General features: G+C 69.1%; 13 protein-coding genes and 1 pseudogene. 2 read left to right on the plus strand and 12 right to left on the minus strand.

The features are described from left to right. The first annotated feature begins 5 nt into the window (after nucleotides 1–5). Entirely contained in the window at nucleotides 6–485 is a 480-nt protein-coding gene (bfr, locus tag ACWEQQ_RS12210) for a bacterioferritin (protein WP_379399429.1), read from the plus strand. 29 nt (nucleotides 486–514) lie between these two features. Here bfr and ACWEQQ_RS12215 read toward each other — a convergent pair. Next, a pseudogene (locus ACWEQQ_RS12215) lies at nucleotides 515–3,256 on the minus strand (aminotransferase class I/II-fold pyridoxal phosphate-dependent enzyme); the annotation flags it as partial. Between the two features lie 290 nt (nucleotides 3,257–3,546). Here ACWEQQ_RS12215 and ACWEQQ_RS12220 point away from each other — a divergent pair. After that, complete coding sequence (locus ACWEQQ_RS12220) at nucleotides 3,547–4,029, plus strand: hypothetical protein (RefSeq protein ID WP_452348234.1); 483 nt, start codon at nucleotides 3,547–3,549, stop codon at nucleotides 4,027–4,029. A 34-nt stretch (nucleotides 4,030–4,063) separates the two neighbouring features. On the opposite strand, the gene ACWEQQ_RS12225 is transcribed toward ACWEQQ_RS12220, so the two are convergent. The 11 genes from ACWEQQ_RS12225 to ACWEQQ_RS12275 are packed head-to-tail and all read right to left on the minus strand — an operon-like array spanning nucleotide 4,064 to nucleotide 18,616. Next, entirely contained in the window at nucleotides 4,064–4,525 is a 462-nt protein-coding gene (locus tag ACWEQQ_RS12225; protein ID WP_452341241.1) for an anthrone oxygenase family protein, read from the minus strand. Between the two features lie 24 nt (nucleotides 4,526–4,549). Next, nucleotides 4,550–10,036, minus strand: a complete 5,487-nt coding sequence (locus ACWEQQ_RS12230; protein ID WP_452348235.1) for an ATP-binding protein — start codon at nucleotides 10,034–10,036, stop codon at nucleotides 4,550–4,552. 47 nt (nucleotides 10,037–10,083) lie between these two features. After that, complete coding sequence (locus ACWEQQ_RS12235; RefSeq protein ID WP_452341239.1) at nucleotides 10,084–10,533, minus strand: hypothetical protein; 450 nt, start codon at nucleotides 10,531–10,533, stop codon at nucleotides 10,084–10,086. A gap of 14 nt (nucleotides 10,534–10,547) precedes the next feature. After that, nucleotides 10,548–11,708, minus strand: a complete 1,161-nt coding sequence (locus ACWEQQ_RS12240) for an FAD-dependent monooxygenase (protein WP_452341238.1) — start codon at nucleotides 11,706–11,708, stop codon at nucleotides 10,548–10,550. Further along, nucleotides 11,705–12,151: a nitroreductase/quinone reductase family protein gene (locus ACWEQQ_RS12245; RefSeq protein ID WP_452341237.1), complete on the minus strand. Its 447-nt coding sequence runs from the start codon at nucleotides 12,149–12,151 to the stop codon at nucleotides 11,705–11,707. Before ACWEQQ_RS12245 ends, ACWEQQ_RS12240 begins: the two co-directional genes overlap by 4 nt. Nucleotides 12,152–12,153: 2 nt before the next feature. Continuing rightward, nucleotides 12,154–12,915: an alpha/beta fold hydrolase gene (locus tag ACWEQQ_RS12250; RefSeq protein ID WP_452341236.1), complete on the minus strand. Its 762-nt coding sequence runs from the start codon at nucleotides 12,913–12,915 to the stop codon at nucleotides 12,154–12,156. Further along, nucleotides 12,912–15,236, minus strand: a complete 2,325-nt coding sequence (locus tag ACWEQQ_RS12255; protein WP_452348236.1) for a beta-ketoacyl synthase N-terminal-like domain-containing protein — start codon at nucleotides 15,234–15,236, stop codon at nucleotides 12,912–12,914. The genes ACWEQQ_RS12250 and ACWEQQ_RS12255 overlap by 4 nt, the downstream gene beginning before the upstream one ends. Beyond that, nucleotides 15,233–16,525, minus strand: coding sequence for a beta-ketoacyl-[acyl-carrier-protein] synthase family protein (locus ACWEQQ_RS12260; protein ID WP_452348237.1), 1,293 nt, complete (start codon nucleotides 16,523–16,525; stop codon nucleotides 15,233–15,235). Before ACWEQQ_RS12260 ends, ACWEQQ_RS12255 begins: the two co-directional genes overlap by 4 nt. Further along, the gene (locus ACWEQQ_RS12265) at nucleotides 16,522–16,926 is read right to left on the minus strand and encodes a 3-hydroxyacyl-ACP dehydratase FabZ family protein (RefSeq protein ID WP_452341233.1); all 405 of its coding nucleotides are present in this window, start codon (nucleotides 16,924–16,926) and stop codon (nucleotides 16,522–16,524) included. Before ACWEQQ_RS12265 ends, ACWEQQ_RS12260 begins: the two co-directional genes overlap by 4 nt. After that, entirely contained in the window at nucleotides 16,923–18,179 is a 1,257-nt protein-coding gene (locus tag ACWEQQ_RS12270) for a beta-ketoacyl-[acyl-carrier-protein] synthase family protein (protein ID WP_452341232.1), read from the minus strand. Before ACWEQQ_RS12270 ends, ACWEQQ_RS12265 begins: the two co-directional genes overlap by 4 nt. Further along, entirely contained in the window at nucleotides 18,176–18,616 is a 441-nt protein-coding gene (locus ACWEQQ_RS12275; RefSeq protein ID WP_452348238.1) for a hypothetical protein, read from the minus strand. Before ACWEQQ_RS12275 ends, ACWEQQ_RS12270 begins: the two co-directional genes overlap by 4 nt. Between the last annotated feature and the right edge of the window lie 4 nt (nucleotides 18,617–18,620).

An 18,620-nucleotide genomic window follows, 5' to 3' on the forward strand; every position in this document is an offset into this window, starting at 1 on the left:
CGCCCATGAAGGGCGACAAGGACATCATTGCACTGCTCAATGACCAGCTGACGGCCGAACTCACCGCGATCAACCAGTACTTTCTGCATGCCAAGATGCAGGAGCACTGGGGCTTCCCGAAACTGGCCCAGCACACCCGTCACGAGTCGATCGACGAGATGCGGCACGCGGAAATCCTCACCGATCGAATCCTGTTTCTCGATGGGCTTCCCAACTATCAGAAACTCGGCCTGCTACGTATCGGACAGACCGTCGCCGAACAGCTGCAGGCCGATCTGCAGATCGAAATCGACGCCGTCGACCGGCTGCGCCCGGGCATCGAGCTGATGCGCTCGCGAGGCGACGCGACCTCGGCTCGCCTCTTCGAGCAGATCCTCGAGGACGAAGAGCAGCACGTCGACTACCTGCAGACGGAACTCGACCTCCTCGAGAAGCTCGGCGAAGCGCTCTATCTCCAGCGCTATACCGACGCCCCGGAGGACTGACCCTGCCTCGTCACAGTCGGCACACCGTCGACCGTGGCGACGCCCAGGCGCCGGGCCGTGAGCCGCGCGAGCGCGGCATCGGTGAAGACCGACAACCCGAGGTCGGGGTTGTAGCCGTGGATTTCCTTGACGTCGAGCTCGGCCAGGAAATAGAGGATCTCCCGCGAGATCACCTGACCCGGGACCAGCACCGGGAAGCCGGGCGGATAGGGGACGACGAAAGTCGTCGACACCAGGGTCTTTCCCTGGGCGATCCGGCGCCCGGCCTCGCCGAGCAGGACGTGCTCGCGGTCGGACTCCTCATATCCGGCGTAGAAGGCCGACCGCATGTCGCCGAACGAGCTGGCACCGTCGGGACGGAAGGCGGTGTCGAACTCGCTGAAGTCGGGTAGCGCGGGCAGATCCTTGGTGATGGCGTCGACCCGGCGCAGGTGCAGGGCGCGATCGGCCTTGCCGGCCGCGCTCTCGCTGCGCTCGAAGTCGGTGGCGATCCGCCGCAGCACGTCGAGCAGGTACTGCACGCTCGACCAGGTGACGCCGATCGTGAAGATCAACAGCACACTGTTGATCGAGGTCTTGTTGATCTGGATGCCGAACCGGTCCATCAGGATCTTCCCGCGGAACTCGTACCCGTTCATGCCGGTCTTGCCGATGAACAGGGTGACCCGTGTCGCGTCGAGCACGAACTGATCGGACCGCCACGCCTCGTTCCACTCCGCCAGCCCACCCTGCCTGACCTGCCGGTACGAGCTGACTTCGGAGGCCCGGAACTCCTCGGGCACCAGGTCGGCCTCGTCCAGGATGCGGAACCACTTGCCGATCAGCCGGTCCTTGCGGACCCGGTGCCGGAAGACCAGCGCCATGTCGTAGACGTTCCGGACCAGCTGAAAGCCCTCGATGTCGACCTGCCGGCGCGCCAGGTCCAACGACGCCAGCAGTTGCTGGTTCGGCGAGGTCGAGGTGTGGGTCAGAAACGCCTCGGTGAACATCTCGCGGACGCGGGCTGCGAAATCCTGGTCGCGGATATGGATCATCGACGCCTGCCGAAGCGCCGACAGCGACTTGTGGGTGGAATGCGTCGCGTATACGCGCACCCGCGCGCGCCCGGGGTCGGGAAGCAGCCGGCGGTCGGCCCACTCGGCACGGTCCACGCCCTCCATCGACGCCTGCCACCGGCGGTACTCCCGGGCGTAACCGGGTGAGGACAATGTCGATTCGAGTTGCTCGGCGGCGACCATCGCGGTCCGCTGCCGGGCCCACGGCACCGCGGTCGCGAACGCGTACCACGCCTCGTCCCACAGGAAGCAGATGTCCGGCTTGATCGCCAGCACCTCCTCCATCACCCGCCGGGGGTTGTAGACGATGCCGTCGAACGTGCAGTTGGTGAGCAGCAGCATGCGCACTCGGTCCAGCTGCCCGGCAGCCTCGAGGTCCAGCAACGCCTTCTTGATGGTGTGCAGGGACACCGCTCCGTAGATCGCGAACGGCGCGAGCGGGTAGGCGTCCAGGTACATCGGGTACGCGCCGGCGAGCACCAGGCCGTAATGGTGCGACTTGTGGCAATTGCGGTCGATCAGAACGATGTCACCCGGCCGGGTCAGAGCCTGCACGACGATCTTGTTCGCGGTGGATGTTCCGTTGGTGACGAAGTACGTCTGATCGGCGCACCACGTCGCGGCGGCCTTGTCCATGGCCGCCCGGATCGTGCCGTGCGGGTCCAGCAGCGAGTCCAGCCCGCCGGAGGTGGACGACGTCTCCGCCATGAAGATGTTGCGGCCGTAGAACTCGCCCATGTCCTGCAGCGACTTGGAGTTGAAGATGCTGGCGCCGCGCGCGACGGGAAGGGCGTGGAATTGGCCGACCGGTGCGGCCGCATAGGCCCGCAGCGCATCGAAAAACGGTGTGGCGAAACGGTTCCGGATGCCGGCGAGCACTGTGCTGTACAGGTCGGTGACATCGTTGAGCCGGTAGAACGTGCGGTCGTAGACGTCCAGCTCGCCCTCGGTCTCCGCGGCGATGGACTCGTCGGTCAGCAGATACAGGTCGATATGAGGCCGCAGTTTCCTGATCCACTCACCGCATTCGACCCAGTCGTGGGTGCGGTCGGTCACGACCACGTCCTCGTTGGCGCCGAGCAGCGTGTTCATCAACGGCACCCGGTCGCGGGAACGCAGCGGCAGGTCATGGCGGATGATCGCCGCCTGAATCTCGCCGTTCAACGCGACGGCGGTGATGGCGTCCTCGATGCTCGTGACGACGAGCAGCTCGAACTGCACATCGTCGGACGGGTCGCGCAGCGCCCGCAGGCTCTCCGCCAGGCTCTCGGGAGCCTCGGGCGGGGAATCGTCGCCGAGCACGACGGTATAGAACTGCTGCTGTTTGGTCCGGGCCACGAGCTCCTGATCGGCCAAGGGCGCGGAGGTGTCGAACAGGGCGGTGCGGTCGCCGTACTCGGAGAGCAGGCGCACGGCCAGCGACACCTCCTCGGTGAGCCGCGCCGTGGCCAGGTCGGCGACATATCTGTGAAACGCCGCCAGTCGCTCCGCTCCCGGATACAGCCAGTACCGCTCGTAGGCGCCGAGACGATCGAGGAGACGTCGCACCACGGCGGCTTCGTGTGTGGTGTCCTGACCGGCACGGTGGACATCGGCCAGCTGACGGCACGTGTCGTCGAGCAGATTCCACGTGTCGATGCGCGAGTACGACGGATTGGCGACCGCCGCCAGCGCGGAAACACTGAGCCGTTTCGGTCGCTCACCATCTCGGTGCATGTCGGTTCCGCCCCAATCAGTACAGACGAGGTGGGTCTGTCGAAAACGACAGATCGCTCTGGAACAGTCATCCCTGCAAGTATTGTGTCCCGTTGTCGAGCAAATTCCTAGCTCGCGTTCGGCGGCAGTATGCCGCCGCCGGGTTGCCCGGCGGCGACGCGCGGGGTGATGCCGTGAATATCGGATCTCGGGTTGTTTTACTGGCAGGGTGCTCGTTCAGGGCGGCCGTCAGCACGTCGCCGATCTCGATGCACGCAGGAATCAGCAGGAATCAACTGTGAGGAGGGCTAGTGACGAAGAACGTGATTCGCGGGGTTGCCGGCACGGTCGGCAAGCTGGGTTTCGCGGGTGCAATCGCAAGCGCGCTGGTTCTGGGGCAGCACGCCGTCGCTCACGCCGCGGAGACGACCACGTTCCAACTCCCATTGATGGAAGTATCCCAATCGATGGGAGGTCCGAAGCAATTCACGATCGCCTTGACGGCGACCGTCGGCGAGCAACGCGGCGTCACCACCTTCGGTATCGCCACCCCACCTCAGTTCGACGGTGGCAACATGCTCGACCCGACCGTCCAGATCCATTGGGCGAACCTGACGACCGGAAAAACTGGTGTGACCGACCTGCCCATTCGAGCAATTGCGCAGCAGCCCTGCGACTGCGCCCCGGCATCGGTGTCGGTGTTCACCGGAGCCGGCCGGATCGCCGCTGCCGCCACCGCCAACGGCGTAGCCGTCAACCTGTTCTCAGGGCTCGGTACGTTCACGGCTTCTTGAGCCCCGCGGTCTCCGCGAAACGCCTGAAGCTCGGTCAGCCGAGCTGGGTGGCGATCTCCGCGGAGAGGAGGACGAAGCCGATCAGCAGCAGCCATGAACGCAATCCCTGGAAGAACTCCCATTTGTTGCGGATCTGCTTCCAATGTTCCGGCGGCGCTTCCGCATTCCACCGTGCCGTGGACAGGTTGATGGGGACGTTGAAGATGACCGTCGAGATGATCGCCGCCGTGAAGGAGGCCGCCGAGGCCACGCCGAGTACGCGGGAGGCACCGCCGAGGTGCCAGACGTCGACCGCGTAGCTCACTCCGATGATCACGGTGATGATCATCAAGGGCGGCATGACCCGGCCGAATGTCCTCAGCAGGCCTTGCTCGACCTGGAGGTGCTCGGTCCGGGGCAGGCGTCGCACCACCGGGTGGACGAATGCGTAGGACCCGAATTCGGCGCAGGCGGTGAAGCCGGTGAGCACCAGGGCGGCGAATGCGAACCAATTCATGGCGGCCTCTCGGATCGGTGTCGGTTACTCGGGTCGGGTCGCGAGCGCGGCCGCGATACGCGGTCGCAACTCGGCGGCGGGGACGACGGCATCGACCGAGCCGACATCGACGGCCCGCTGAATGCTGTGGACCTCGTCGAACTCGGCGGCCACGGCCGACAGGTGTTCGGCCCGCACTCTGGTCCGCAGGTCGGCCAGTTCGGTGACCAGTTCGGCGCGCTTCCCGGCGTCATCGGTGGCATCGATGCGCTGCCGGAGTCCACGGACGCGGGGGTCGTCGGCGGTGCGGGCGTCGACGGTGCGGGCGAATACCACGGCGGCCGCGGGGGCGCCGCCGATCACCGAGGCGAAGGAGCCCGCGACGGCCAGGACCGTCATGTCGGGGTTGAGTGCCTTGGAGAAGACCACGAACGCGCCGCCGTGATAGCGGGAGATCACACAGAACACGATGCGTCCGTCGAAATTCACTATGGCGCGGCCGATTTCGGCGCCGTACTCCAGCTGCAATCGCCGCATCGATTCCGGGGAGCCGTCGAAACCGGACAGGTTCGCCAGCACCACCACCGGGCGGTTGCCGCTGGCGGCGTTGATGGCGCGAGCCACCTTCTTCGATGACAGCGGGAAGAGCGTTCCGGCGGTGAACGACTCGGGTCCGTCGGCGGGCGGGAAGCCGTGGCGGGCGACCTGCGCGGATTCGATGCCGATCAGGCAGACCGACCGGCCGGCGATGCGGGCGTCGGTCACCACCGCGGTGTCGGCCTCCGCCATGTCCGCCCACCGCTCCGAGATCGGATGGTCCTGGTCCGAAACCGCTTGCAGGACAGCGCGAATCGAGAACGGCTTCTTCCGGTCCGGGTTGGTGGCCGGACTGAAGATATGACCCACGGTGGTGAAATCGCTGTCGGGGTGGCGGTGCGGGAACTCGGTGACATCCCGGGTGACCGGGTCGGCGGTCGCGGCCCGGCGCGGGCCGGACTCGCCGGCGGCGACATACGAGTGCTCGTAGTGACCGATCAGAATCGCCTGTGCGGCAGCGATGTTGGGCGCGAAGTACTGGGATTGACCATTGGGGCCCATCACGCGGGCATACCCGCCGATGCCGAAGTTGTCCTCGGCGGATACTCCGCCGGAGAAGTCCAGCGACTGCTTACCGGTCAGCACCATGGCGCTCGCGGGGGTCATCACGAGAATTCCCCTGGTGTGCATCAGCATGGTGGCCTCGGCGTTCCAATATGGTTGCGCGCCCACATTGATGCCCGCCACGACGATATTGATCTCACCGCCGGCCTGGGTGAACTGGACGATGCGCCGCAGCACCCGGGCGACCCAATCCATGTTCTCGGTGCCGGAATCCATCGAGATGCGGGCGCCCGACGACAGGGCGTACCACTCCAACGGCACCCGTCGGCGTTGCGCCAACTCCAGCGCGGCGTCGATGCGGGCGCATTCGGGTTCACCGAGCGCGCCGAGTTCGCGGTAGGGGTCGCCGAGCAGCACGATCCGTTGCACCCCTTCCGGATGCAATTCGGTCGGCGTGGACACCGCGCCGACGACGATTCCGGCCCGGTTCCGGCCACGGGGCCGGTCGACCTCGATCAGCGCGGAGCCGTCGGAGTCGAGGTCGAGCTCGGTGAACCTCCCGCCCGCCCCGCGCACCAGGTCGACCAGCTCGTAGGGATAGATCGCCCCGCGGCGGCGCACGCGCAGCACCTTCTGGTCGTAATCCGTCAGCGGCGCCAGCGGTTCGGCGGGCGGCGCGTCGACGGTGACCTCGGTGCCGCCGGTCAGGTCGTAGCGGAATCGGGTGACCTGGAAGTCGTAGGAGCCGTCCGGCTGACGCACGCGGCCGTGGACGACCACCTCCTGGATGCCCGCTCGCACGATCTGGGGCGCGGTGGCGTGCAGCCAATCCGCCAGCGCCGCGATATCGACATCGATGACCGGCCGGATGTCGAGCCACACGTGGTTCAGTTCCAGACGGGTACCGACCGGATCGAGTTCCCGCTGTGCCTGTGCCACCACCTCCACGCAGGCATTGAGCACGGTCTCCGCACCGCGCACCGTGATGATCGCGCCGGCGCCATCGCGAACCGGCTCGAAGCGGCGCACCTGGGCCATGGCGACCAGCCGCTGGTCGGCCGGATTCTCCTTGGCCACCAGGTGATAGGCGGCCATGTCGGGCGGTGTGGGCAGGCGGTCGAGATGGAAATTGCGCAGTCGCCACAGGTGCAGTCGGCGGCCGACCAGCGGGTGCACACCGCGAATCACGGTGTCCTCCACCAGATCACCGGTGCGGCGGCGGAAGGTGAAATGCTCCAGCGGCGCGCCGTCCGGCGGCGCCAGCGCGACCGTGATCCGCCGCGTGTACGGCGCCAATCCGGTGCCGCGCAGTGCCGTGAGCAGATCGGCCGCCCGTTCGTCGATCGAGTCCGGTGCGTCGGGCCAGTACAGCAACAGATCGACGACATGGACATGGTCGGCGGGCGAGCCGTCGAGCAACCCGCACAGTGCGGTCACCAGCACGCCGGTCGGACCGTCGCGCAGATCGCTCATGCGGGCCACGGTGGCAACGCAGGTGGTCGGAACGGTGTTGCGGGGCCGCAGTTCCAGCCGGTAGTCGCACACCGCGAAGGCGCGTCCGGCGATCGTCACCGTGCGCACGCTCCGCAGGTGCTGTTCGCCGTAGCGGCGGCGGCACATCACTTCCAGGAGCGGATCCACGGGGGCGTGCGTGTCACGCCGCAACCGGGCCACCACGATGCGGTCCAGCGACTCCGGAATATCGGCGATGGCGGTGATCCGCCGCGTCCGCTCCGGCGAGTCTGGAATGCTCGCCAGGGCGCGCAGTTCGTCCGGGATGCCGGCCAGCATGGCGGCGCGAGCCGCCTCGGACTCGGGATGCAGGTACCAGCGGAACTGGACGCTGCGGGCCAGTTCGGCCAGCACCGGCATGCGTGCGCCCGCGATCCTGATCAGCCGTTCCAGTGCGTTCCGCACCGCCGGATCGGCGTCCGGGCGCGGCTCGGTCAGCCACACCTTGAGCAGTTCCTGCACCGCCCGGGTGGCGTCGTCGAATCGCTTGCCCGCGAGGACGATCCGATACACCGCCTGCTCCAGCTCGGGCGTGCGGTCGAAGTCGCCGACTCCGTAGCGGAGCAATCCGGCCGTCAAGGCCTGCCGGAATCCGGCGGACAGTGCCCCGCGCCGGACGTCCAGGCTCTGCAGGTAGATGTGCAGCTGCTCACGCCGGCTGCGGTGCGAGTCCTCTTCGGGCGCCGGGTCCGACAGTTCGGCCACATCGCAGAAGGCATCGATCACCTCGGCCTCGGCGACCAGCGGCGCGGAGTGGGCCGCCACGAGATCGTTGCGCCCGCGAAGATAGCGGGTCAGCGCGGAATCGGACTCGGTGACGTAGTCGAAACCCAGTATCGTGCAGGACAATTCCTGCAACGCGCCCAACGCGGTCGCGGACGGTGAGTGATCGTCGGTGAGGACCGGCAGCACCTGGCCCGCTGGTTCCTGCGGGGCCGCGTCGGATGCCTCGCCCATCGGCTCCAACTGAGCCATCAGCGTTCCGGTGGTCACCTGACTGCCGACGGAGACCAGCAGCGCGCGCACCCGCGCGTCGAACGGCGCCGGCAGCACCGTCTCCATCTTCATGCTCTCCAGCACCACCACCGGTGCTCCGGCCGCGATTTCGTCGCCGGCGGCGACCGGCGTGGCGACCACCAGCGCCGGGGCGGGCGCGCGCACGGCGCCGCCCTCGTCCCGGCTCACGCGATGGGCGACACCGTCGACCTCCACCACGTGCACGGTGCCGTGGACGGCCGTGACGATGCGGTAGGTGCGGTCGCCGACGGTCAATCGGCTCGAATAGCGATCACGCCGCTCCACGGAGGCGTCGAATCCGATGCCGTCGATGGTGATCCGGTAGCGGTCGGCGCCGGTCCGGGCCGCGACGGTGCGATGGGTGCGGCCGGAGAGCTTGACCTCCACCGCCCGCACGGCCTCGTCGAGGACCTGCGGGCGACCGCCGCGGCCGGTTTCCCACAGCCTGGCCCGGCGCGCCTGCTCGTCCTCCTCGTAGCCGGCGATCGCCGCCGCCGCCAACGCGATTCCGGCCTGCTGAGCAGGTACGAGGCCGCCTTCGCCGCGGACGCGGTCGACCCAGCGGGTGTCGGCGGTGGCGTCGATCACCTCGGCGGCTTCCAGGAGCGACATCAGCAGGCTCTTGTTGGTCGCGCCGCCCTCGATCACCACCGTGGTCTCCGCGACCGCGCGCCGCAGCCGCGCCAGCGCCTCGTCCCGATCCCGGCCGTAGGCAATGATCTTGGCGATCATCGAGTCGAAATCCGGTGGGATCTCATCGCCTTCGATCACGCCGGTATCGATGCGGATGCCCGGTCCGACCGGCCAGCGCAGCAGTTCGATCCGACCGGGGGCGGGGGCGAAATCGCGGTCGGCGTCCTCCGCATTGAGGCGAGCCTCGACCGCGTGGCCGCGCTCGGCCGGGCGCTCACCACGCAGCGGCAGTCCGGCGGCCACCTCGATCTGCGCCTTGACCAGGTCGATGCCGGTAGTCAGCTCGGTGACGGGGTGCTCGACCTGCAGCCGGGTGTTGACTTCCAGGAAGGCGAACAGCCGCTCCTGAGGCTGGTAGAGGAATTCCACCGTGGCCGCGCCGCAGTAGCCGACGGCAAGTGCCAGCTGCTCGGCCGAATTCTTCACTGTCGCAATTTGTTCCGAGTCCAGCAGCGGCGAGGCCGACTCCTCGATGATCTTCTGATTGCGGCGCTGAACGGAGCAGTCGCGCACGCCCAGCGCCCATGCCGTGCCGTGCGCGTCCGCGATGATCTGCACCTCGATGTGCCGGGCGCCGTTGACCAGCCGCTCGAGAAATACCGTCCCGTTGCCGAACGACCGGAGCGCCTCCTCGCTGGTGCGGGTGTAGGCCTCGCGGAGCTCCTGCGGCGAGGCGACGATCCGGATCCCGCGCCCGCCGCCGCCCGCGGTCGCCTTCAGCATCAGGGGATAGCCGATTTCCTCGGCCTTCTCCAGGGCGGCCGGCAGCGAGTCGACCGGCCCGCGGCTCCAGGCCGCGACCGGTACCCCGACCTGTTCGGCGAGCAGCTTGGCGCCGATCTTGTCGCCCAGCGCCCGCATGGCCGCGGCGCTGGGACCGAGGAATGTCACCCCGAGCCGGTCGCACAGCTCGACGAAGGCCGGGTCCTCGGCAACGAAACCCCAACCGGCCCAGGCGGCGTCGGCGCCGGTCTCGGTCAGCGCCCGCTCCAGGACAGTGAGGTCCAGGTACGGCCGCGCGGACGCGGGTCCGAGACAGTACGACTGATCCGCGTCGCGAACGAATCCCGCGTGGCGCTCGCCATCGGTGTACAGCGCGACGGTCCGTAGTGGTTCGCGATCTCGGTGCTCGGCATTGAACTCCCGGACCGCATGAATCAGGCGGCGAGCCGCCTCCCCACGGTTGACGATGGCGATGCGCGTGAACATGACTACTCCTGAAGCGGAACTTCTTCGAGACGAGGGATTCGAAACGGCTAGCGGCGCAGCAGCGCCACGCCGAGGCTGACCAGTCCGGCGGTCAGGCTGGCCACACCGAGCCAGAGCAACACCACCAGGGAGTTCGGCTGGGTACGCCCGTCGCCGATCGCCGACAGGAAGAATCCCGCCGAGATCAGCACGGCCGCGGCCGGGGTCGCCAGCCGGGTGACGAGGCCGAACCATCCGGTCAGCCGCACGGAGTCGGTGAGGATCAACGAGATCAGCGCGAGGATGAGCAGCACACCCGCGTGCGCGTGACCGGCGCGCTCGAAGCTCTCCTGGAATGTGGTCTGCGGCACCTTGCCGGTGTCGACCTGGGTGAGGAAGTATCCGCCGAATTCCACGCCGACCATGATCAGCAACAGGATTCCGGCGATGCGCCGCGTGGCCGGTGTGAAGACCGGCGCCTCGACTCCGGCCGGGCGGGTCTGGTTTTCGATCGACATGGACTGGTTCCTTTCTACAACTGCGGAATGAGATCGGCGCGGGCCCGGCCGGCGGATTGCATGGCGTAGACGGTGCGCAGCACGACGTTGTCCCGGACCGCGCGCAGTGGTGCGGCCTCGAGCAGGCTCATACGGCTCACGATGCGCGAGGTCTTGACGAACTCGTTGGCGCGGCCGATGCGACGCCGCTCGTATTCCCGCAGCGCGGCAACGGGATCGGTGGCCGAGACCAGGACGCGCGACAGGCACACCGCGTCCTCGATCGCCTGCCCGGCGCCCTGCGCCATGTCGGGCGTCATCGGGTGGGCGGCGTCCCCGAGCAGGGTCACGCGGTCGAATCCCCAGTGCGGCAGGGGATCCCGATCGACGATATCGGTGCGCAGAATCGCTTCCGGTGCGGTGGCGGCGAGCATGCGCTGAATGTGGGCGGGCCAGCCCCGGTAGACCTCCAGCACGGCGGCCTTGCGGCCCTCGGCCGGATCCGGCACCCGGGGTGGGGACTTCACGAGTGCGAGCCAGTACAGGCGCCCGCCGCTGACGTTGTAGTGGAGTATCCGAGCGCCCGGACCCCAGTAGATCCGCATCTCCCCCAGCGGCATCTCCGGATCGGTGTAATCGGTGATGCCGCGCCAGGCGGTTATCCCGGAGTAGTGCGGCTGGGCGGGCCCGTGCAGCTGGCGGCGAACGATCGATGATATGCCGTCCGCGCCGACCAGCACATCGCCCTCCACGCTGCTGCCGTCCGCGAGCCGGACCAGCACCCGCCGGGTGTTCTGTTCGAAGCCGATCACCTCGACACCCAGGCGCAACGCATCCGCGCCGGCGGATTCGAGCAGCAGGCGATGCAGCTCCGGGCGGCTCACACCGACCGAGGGGGCACCGATCTCGCCGCCCAGCGTCGCCAGGTCGAGCCCGCCGAGCCGGCGGCCCCGCCAGTCCAGGTAGCGATGTGCGGTGACCTCGGTACCGATCGCGGCCACGCGGCCGGCGAGGTCCACATGCTGAAGGGCCCGTAGGGCATTGGCCCACAGGTGCACTCCCGCGCCCTTGGCGAGATCCTCCGCCTTGCCGACCTTCTCGACGACCACGGCATCGATGCCGACCCTGCGCAGGGCAATGGCGGTGGTCAGTCCGCCGATTCCGGCGCCCGCGACGATGACCCGGCCGATCGTCATTGCCCCGCACCCAGTTCCACCGCGATGCTGACCCGGCCGCCGGTGGTGACCGCGCGGGCGATCTCGGCGTCCGGCACCCGGCCGTTCTCGGTGGCCAACTCCGCCGGACCCGCGTAGGAGGGAATGGCGTCGACGAGGGTGCGCAGGATGGCCGCGCCTTCGGCCGGGTCGGACACCGGGGTGGCCACACCCTCGACCGTGCGGCCGCGCAGCAGCAGCGTGACCGGCGCGCCGCCCGTCAGATTGCGGTGCCACGGCGAATCCGTGGACAGCAGAACGCGATTGCCCTCGCGCACATAGGCCATCGGCGTCGAATAGATTCGGCCCGACTTGCGTCCGGTGAAGGTCAGAATGCCGTATTTCGCGCTCATGAGGCTGTGCAACGGTGAGCGGATGATCAGCGACGGGAAGAAGTTCTTCGCACGGTCGACGAAGGTGGGCATGGTCAGCTCCTGATCGACGAGATGGTTCGATGGAATTCGCACAGGGTGTCGGCAATACCGGTGGTGTCCTCGATGTGCAGGCCGTGTCCGACGCCTTCGATATGCACGTGCCGGACGTCGGCGAGCGACGCGGTCGCGCGCCGGACATCGTTGTCCGACATGAACGCGCCGCGCGAGGCGTCGCCCTGGATCAGCAAGGCGGGACACCGGACTCGGACCAGCAGTTCGTCCGGGTCGTAGTCACGGGTCATCCGCCCGTCGTGGTACTGGGTGAGCACCTGCGCGTCGAACTGGTCCAGGGACTTCGCCAGCGAGCGCAGCGCCAGTGGCAGACCGGCCAGCCACAGCAGCGCCGTCTCCCGCGGGATGTCGGCGGGATAGATGCCGGAATCCGCGATGACCAGCGACCGGACCAGATCCGGCCGCCGGGCGGCCACGGTCAGTGCGACCCAGCCGCCGAGCGAGTGCCCGTAGAGGTGCGCGGGTTCACCGACGACGCTGTCGATGAAATGGATGACGTCATCGGCGAAATCACCGATGCCGTAGTCGGCGGACCGCCCCGAGACGCCGTGGCCGCGCAGATCGGGCGCGTACTGGGCGTAGTGGTCGGACAGGGCCACCATCAGTGGGCTGTACACCTGCCAGCGCGCGCCGACACCGTGCAGCAGCACCAGCGGTGGCCCGTCACCGGCCAGCTCGCCGTACCCCAATTGCACGCCGCCGAGTTCGACCTGCTGGGCGAGCGGTCGAGCCCTGCGCGTCATAGGACCGGCCCGACGACGAGAGCGATGTGCGTGCCACCCAGCGAGCTGCTGAGCACCAGCGTCGGCCCGTCCAGGCCGGGGCCCGCGGTGGCCAGGGCCAGCGCCAGCGGCGCACCCGCACCGATGGGCTCACCGAACAACCGTTTCGGATCGAACCGCGCGGGCGTTGGTGGCCCCGCGAATACCCTTGCCAGAGCCGCATTTTCGGGCTCGTCTGCGGCCGGGACACCAATGCTGTTGGTCCACACCGCGCGCACGCCGTGCGGCTCCACGCCGGCCTGCTCGAGGGCCGCGCGGATCGCCCGCTCGACGCCATCGCCGTCGCGGTCCCACCGACCGACTCCCCGTGCGTCCGAGGCGATTCCGTAGCCGAGCAGCTCGGCACAGGCGGTCGCACCGCGGGCCGCCGCAGCGCTCGCCCGTTCCAGCAGCACCGCGATGCCGGCCTCGGCGATCCCGAATCCCGCGGTGGCCATCGGCCCGATCGCGCGGTAGGCATCGACGACCGTGTCGGTGAGGGTGTCGGCCGCGATGGCCAGCATGCTGTCGGCCTCGTCGCGGGCGAGGATGTCGAAGGCGTAGGCGAGCGCGGCGGCTCCCGCGGCGTGGCCGGTGGTCACCGTGGTGGTGGGTCCGACCGCGCCCACATGCATGGTGACCTGTCCCGTGGCGGCGTTGTAGACGGTGTTCGGGAACAGCGCGGGGCTGGCGGCCCGGGGGCCGTTGTCGAACAGCGGCCGGGCGAAGGCCTCCATGGCGTCCATCGGCCCGATGCCCGTCCCGAGCACCGTGCCCACGCGCGTGCGGTTGCCGTCGTCGAGCGTCAATCGGCCGTCCTCGAGCGCGAGGCGCGAGGCGATCACGCTGAAGATGCCCAGCCGATCCATCCGGCGCCGCACCTTCGCCGAGAGGAACTCGCTCGCGTCGAGCGGAACCCGGCCGAGGCGAGTGCCGGATTCGTCCGTCGTGCACCGAAGCTGTTGCGCGAAGGCTTCTCTCAGTGATTTCGCCCCCACACCGGCACAGGTCAGCGCGCCGATCCCGGTGATCACCACGCGATCGGGAACCGGGGTGGCGGGCACCGCGGAGTCACAGGTCAGCACCAGCGACGCGTTCGCACCGCCGAAGGCGAAGTTGTTGGACATGGCGACCGGAATGTCCATGCTGCGTGGGATATTCGGCGTGTAGTCGAGATCGCAGTCAGGATCGCCCGGGGTGTAACTCGCGGTGGGCGGGGCGAGCTGTTCCTCGATCGCCTTCACGGTGACGATCGCCTCGACCGCGCCCGCGGCGCCGAGCAGATGGCCGATCATGGACTTGGTACTGCTGATCGAGACCGCGCTGCTGGCCTCGCCCAGGCCCACCTTCATGGCCATGGTCTCGGCCGGATCGTTCTTCGCGGTGCCGGTGCCGTGGCTGTTCACGTAGACGACATCCGCGGGCGCCAGGCCCGCCGCGCGCAGCGAGGCCTGGATCGCCCGGGCGGCGCCGGTGCCGTCCGGGCGGGGCGCGGTGGCGTGATAGCCGTCGGCCGACAGCCCGAGTCCCGCCACCTCCGCGAGGATCGGCCGCCCGAGCCGGGGCGCCAGGTCCGCGCGGACCAGCACCAGCATGCCGCTGCCCTCGCCGAGTGAAAGTCCCTGCCGGTCTTTGGAATACGGTGCGGCGGGGACCGGGGACAGGGACTCGAGCGAGTTGAATCCCGCCACCAGGACATCCGACAGCGCGTCGGTGCCGCCGGCGAGCACCGCATCGGCCCGCCCGGCTCGAATCAGATCCGCGGCGTAACCGACCGCGTTCGCGCCGGCCGCGCACGCCGTGTTGACCGACAGCACCGGGCCCCGCGCGCCGAACGCTCCGGCGACGGCCTCCGCCAGCGCCTGCGGCGGTGTGAAGAGCAGCACGCGCGGATCGACGGTCTCGCCGCGATCGCGGCCGCGGTACCAGTGCCGGGCGCTGAGCAGTCCGGCATTGCAGGTGCCGAGGACGACGCCGAACCGTTCGGCGGACACGACCTGCTCGATCTCCCCCACCGATTCCATGGCTTCCTCGGCGGCAACCAGAGCGAAATCCAGTGCGCGATCGACGAATCCCTCGGGATAGCCGACATCGTGCTTGGTGGTGTACGGACTGACGACCTCGCCGGCCAGCCGGGTGCGGAACCCGTCCATCGACATGAGCTCGACCGGGCGGATGGCCACCCGGCCCGCGCTCGCGCCGAGCCACAGGTCTGCCGCGGTGGGGCCCTGGGAGGTGATGGCGCCGACACCGACCACGGCGATGCGGCAGGGGGCAGGGGTAGTGGCGACTGCGGTGTTCATGACTGCGGAGTCCTTGCTGTGTGTGCACGGAGGACCAGAGCGACGTGCTGGCCCTGGAAGCCACGGGCCAGGGCCAGGGCGTGCCCGACCGGCTGCTCGTGACCCGGGTCGGTGACCCAGCGCGGACCGGCGCAGGCGGGGTCCGGATCGGTCAGCGTGGCGATCGGCGGCACCGCACCGTGCCGGACGATCAACGCGGCCACCGCCGCATTGAGGGCGCCCGCACCCGCCATCAGATGGCCGGCGGCCGCGGTGACCGCAGTCACCGGGAGCTGTTCCAGGCGGGGGCCGAAAACCGTACGCAGCGCCTCGATTTCGGCAGTGTCGACGCCGGGCACCGCCGCGCCCTCGGCGACGACGCAATCGATGGCGTCCGGTTCGATTCCGGCCTCGCGCAACGCGGAGCCGATCGCTCCTGCGGCGCCGGCCCCGGCAGCTGGATCGCCGGCGCCCGGCTGTGCGAATCCTCGCCCGAAGCCGATGATCTCGGCATAGATGGACGCTCCGCGCTCGACCGCCGCGTCGGCGTCCTCGAGCACGACGAACGCCGCGCCGTCACCGGGTGCGAAGCCGTCACGCGCGCTGTCGAAGGGCCGGACCGCCGCGGCGCCGAGTTCGTTCCGGGGACTGAGCACCCCCATCGGATCCAGCTTCGTCATGCTCCACCACGAGGTCGGGTCGTCGAAGCCACCCGCGACCGCCATGGTGGCCTCACCGCGGCGCATCGCGCGGAAGGCGCGGCCGATCGCGGTGGCGCCGGCCTCGGCGGTACCCGCGAAATACGTGTTGGTGCCCCGCAATCCGTGTGCCTGGGAGATGTAGAAGAGTGCCGCTGCCTGCAATCCCTCGACGTAGAACAGGGGGTAGAAGGCCGCCGCGCCGTCGGTGCCCATGCGTGCCAGATCTGCGCTGCCATCGGGGTTGCGGGCGAGCAGCACCGCGTCGAGTACCTTGGCGGGCTCGGAAATCTCCTTGTTGCCACCCAGGAACAGCCCGGCGCGATCCGGGTCGGCGATCGGCAGGTCCGCATCCGCGAGCGCCAAAGCGGCACCGGCGACACCGAATTGGTCGTTGCGCGTCATGTTCCGCAGCACTCGCCGGTTCGCCGCGAACTGTGCGGGCTCGAAGTCGGCCACTTCGGCGCCCAGCCGCGAGCGCAGCGAACTCGCGTCGAAGCCGCGGAGGTCGCCGACCGCGCTGCGGCCGTCCAGCAGCCCTTTCCAGGTCTCCGCGGTACCGACACCGAGGCCGGTGACCAGCCCGATACCCGTGATGACGACGCGTTTCATCGGACACCCCCGGCTTCCGCCGCCGAAAGCTCCAGGCGGCCGACGGTTGTCACACGCTTGCCGTCCACCAGGACCCGGCCGGCGCAGACACCGGGCTCCAGCAGGTCGACGTGCAGGTGCATGCTGTCCCCGGGCCGGACGAAGTGGCGGTACCGGATCGTGCGCGCTGCCGCCAATTCCCATGCGCCCCCGACTGTTTCCGACATCAGCAGGGCGGCGAGCTCGCCGAGCGAGCCGAGGATCAGCACGCCCGGCAGGACCGGGAAGCGCGGGAAGTGACTGTCGAAGAGGGCGAGCGTGCTGGGCACATTGCGCACCGCCGCGGCGGTGCGGCCCGCCGTGAGGTCGACGATGCGGTCCAGGCCGACGAGTGCCGGCGCGGCCGCCGTGCGGGCGATCATGGCGTGTCCTTCCGCAGGATCAGGCAGGCGTTGGTGCCGCCGAACGCGAATGCGTTGACCATCACCGTGTCCGTGTCGATCGCCTGCGCCGCGTTCGCGACGTAGTTCAGATCGAGCGCGGGATCGGGGCGGTCGAGATTGATGGTGGGTGGCGCGTATCCGGTGCGCAGCACACCGAGCGCGCCCAGCAGTCCGGCACCGGCGGCGGCCGCGGTGAGGTGGCCGATCATCGACTTCACCGAGCTGATGGCCACTCGCTGGGCGTGCTCACCGAACACGTCCTTGATGGCCTTCGTCTCGCAGATGTCGTTGCCCGGCGTCGAAGTGCCGTGCGCGGCAATGTATCCGACCTCCGAGGGCGGCAGGCCCGCGTCTTCCAGGGCCTGCGCCATCGCCAGGCTGACGCCGCCGCCGTCCGGCGGCGGGTCGGTCATCCGGTAGGCGTTCATGGTGGCCGCGTACCCGACGATCTCCGCATGGACGTGTGCGCCGCGGGCGCGTGCCGACTCGAGGTCCTCGAGCACGAACATCACCGCACCCTCACCGAGCACGAAGCCGGACCGGTCGTCGCTGAACGGTCGCGATGCCCGCTGGGGCTCGTCGTCGTGGTCGGTGGTGAGCGCACCCAGCAGGGAGAAGCCGAGCACGTCGAGCCAGGAGATCAGCGAGTCGTAACCGCCGGCCAGCATCATGCGGGCCTCGCCCTCCTGGACGATCCGATAGGCCTCGCCGAGGGCGTGACCGGAGGCGGTGCATGCGGTGGAGACACCGACCATCGGGCCGGCGCAGCCACCGGCCCGCGCGATAGCGGCCGCGGGCGTGTTCTGATCGCGTTCGAGCACATGCTCGATCGGCTGCCGGTACAGCGGCAGCGATTCGCGGAGCCGATGAAAGATCTCGGCCATCTCGTCGAGGGCCGGCCGGCCTACCGTGGCGCCGACGCTGACACCGCGCTCGGCCGGGTGGTAGTCGCCGCCGCCCGGCAGGCCCGCGTCGGCGAGGGCTTCCAGGGCGGCGGCGACTCCGAAGGCACCGGGACGCGACAGGTTGCGCCGCAGTGCCGGATCGGGGATGGCCGACTCGGCGTCGAAGTCCTTCACCATGCCCGCGATCTGTACCGCGAAGCTGGAGGCGTCGAAGACCGTGATCCGGCCGACTCCGGATCGGCCCTCCCGCAAAGCATTCCATGTGGTGCCGGCATCGTTGCCGACGGGCGTCACCGCCCCGATTCCGGTGATCGCGACTCGCCTCACGAGCGCACCAGTCCTTCCAGCAGGCGGACGGAGTCCGCGTCGTCGGCCAGGTCGACCGCGTCGATCAGGGCGCACATGACGTCGGTGGCGCGCATGATCAGCACGCCGCCGACGGTGGCCGTGCCCGAGAGCACGGCCATTTCGTCGGACATGGATTCGACGACGCCGTCGAGGACCACCTCATCGCCCGGCCGGGCGAAACCCAGGAACTCGACGCTGCCGATCTGCAGCAGCGCCGCGCGCTTGCGGCGCTCGGTGGAGAGCATGATCAGCCAGGTACCGGCCTGGCACAGCGCCTCGAGGACGAGCGGAGCCTCGAGCACCGGTCCGGCCGCCGTGTCGCGCAGACCCGGTTCCGCCGCGGAGACCAGCTTGCGGCCGCGGACCCGGGTACTCGGTTCGTAGTCGTCGATCCGGTCGATCAGGTGGAAACGCATGGCG

This window comes from Nocardia sp. NPDC004123 (genome assembly GCF_053603795.1).

What these genes read in the sequence shown, in the direction of transcription:
- ACWEQQ_RS12265 (WP_452341233.1), bottom strand. Translation starts at nt 16,926, where the DNA reads ATGATCGCCCGCACGGCGGCCGCGCCGGCACTCGTCGGCCTGGACCGC.
- ACWEQQ_RS12245 (WP_452341237.1), bottom strand. Translation starts at nt 12,151, where the DNA reads ATGCCCACCTTCGTCGACCGTGCGAAGAACTTCTTCCCGTCGCTGATC.
- ACWEQQ_RS12275 (WP_452348238.1), bottom strand. Translation starts at nt 18,616, where the DNA reads ATGCGTTTCCACCTGATCGACCGGATCGACGACTACGAACCGAGTACC.
- ACWEQQ_RS12260 (WP_452348237.1), bottom strand. Translation starts at nt 16,525, where the DNA reads ATGAAACGCGTCGTCATCACGGGTATCGGGCTGGTCACCGGCCTCGGT.
- ACWEQQ_RS12255 (WP_452348236.1), bottom strand. Translation starts at nt 15,236, where the DNA reads ATGAACACCGCAGTCGCCACTACCCCTGCCCCCTGCCGCATCGCCGTG.
- bfr (WP_379399429.1), top strand. Translation starts at nt 6, where the DNA reads ATGAAGGGCGACAAGGACATCATTGCACTGCTCAATGACCAGCTGACG.
- ACWEQQ_RS12230 (WP_452348235.1), bottom strand. Translation starts at nt 10,036, where the DNA reads ATGTTCACGCGCATCGCCATCGTCAACCGTGGGGAGGCGGCTCGCCGC.
- ACWEQQ_RS12240 (WP_452341238.1), bottom strand. Translation starts at nt 11,708, where the DNA reads ATGACGATCGGCCGGGTCATCGTCGCGGGCGCCGGAATCGGCGGACTG.
- ACWEQQ_RS12250 (WP_452341236.1), bottom strand. Translation starts at nt 12,915, where the DNA reads ATGACGCGCAGGGCTCGACCGCTCGCCCAGCAGGTCGAACTCGGCGGC.
- ACWEQQ_RS12225 (WP_452341241.1), bottom strand. Translation starts at nt 4,525, where the DNA reads ATGAATTGGTTCGCATTCGCCGCCCTGGTGCTCACCGGCTTCACCGCC.
- ACWEQQ_RS12235 (WP_452341239.1), bottom strand. Translation starts at nt 10,533, where the DNA reads ATGTCGATCGAAAACCAGACCCGCCCGGCCGGAGTCGAGGCGCCGGTC.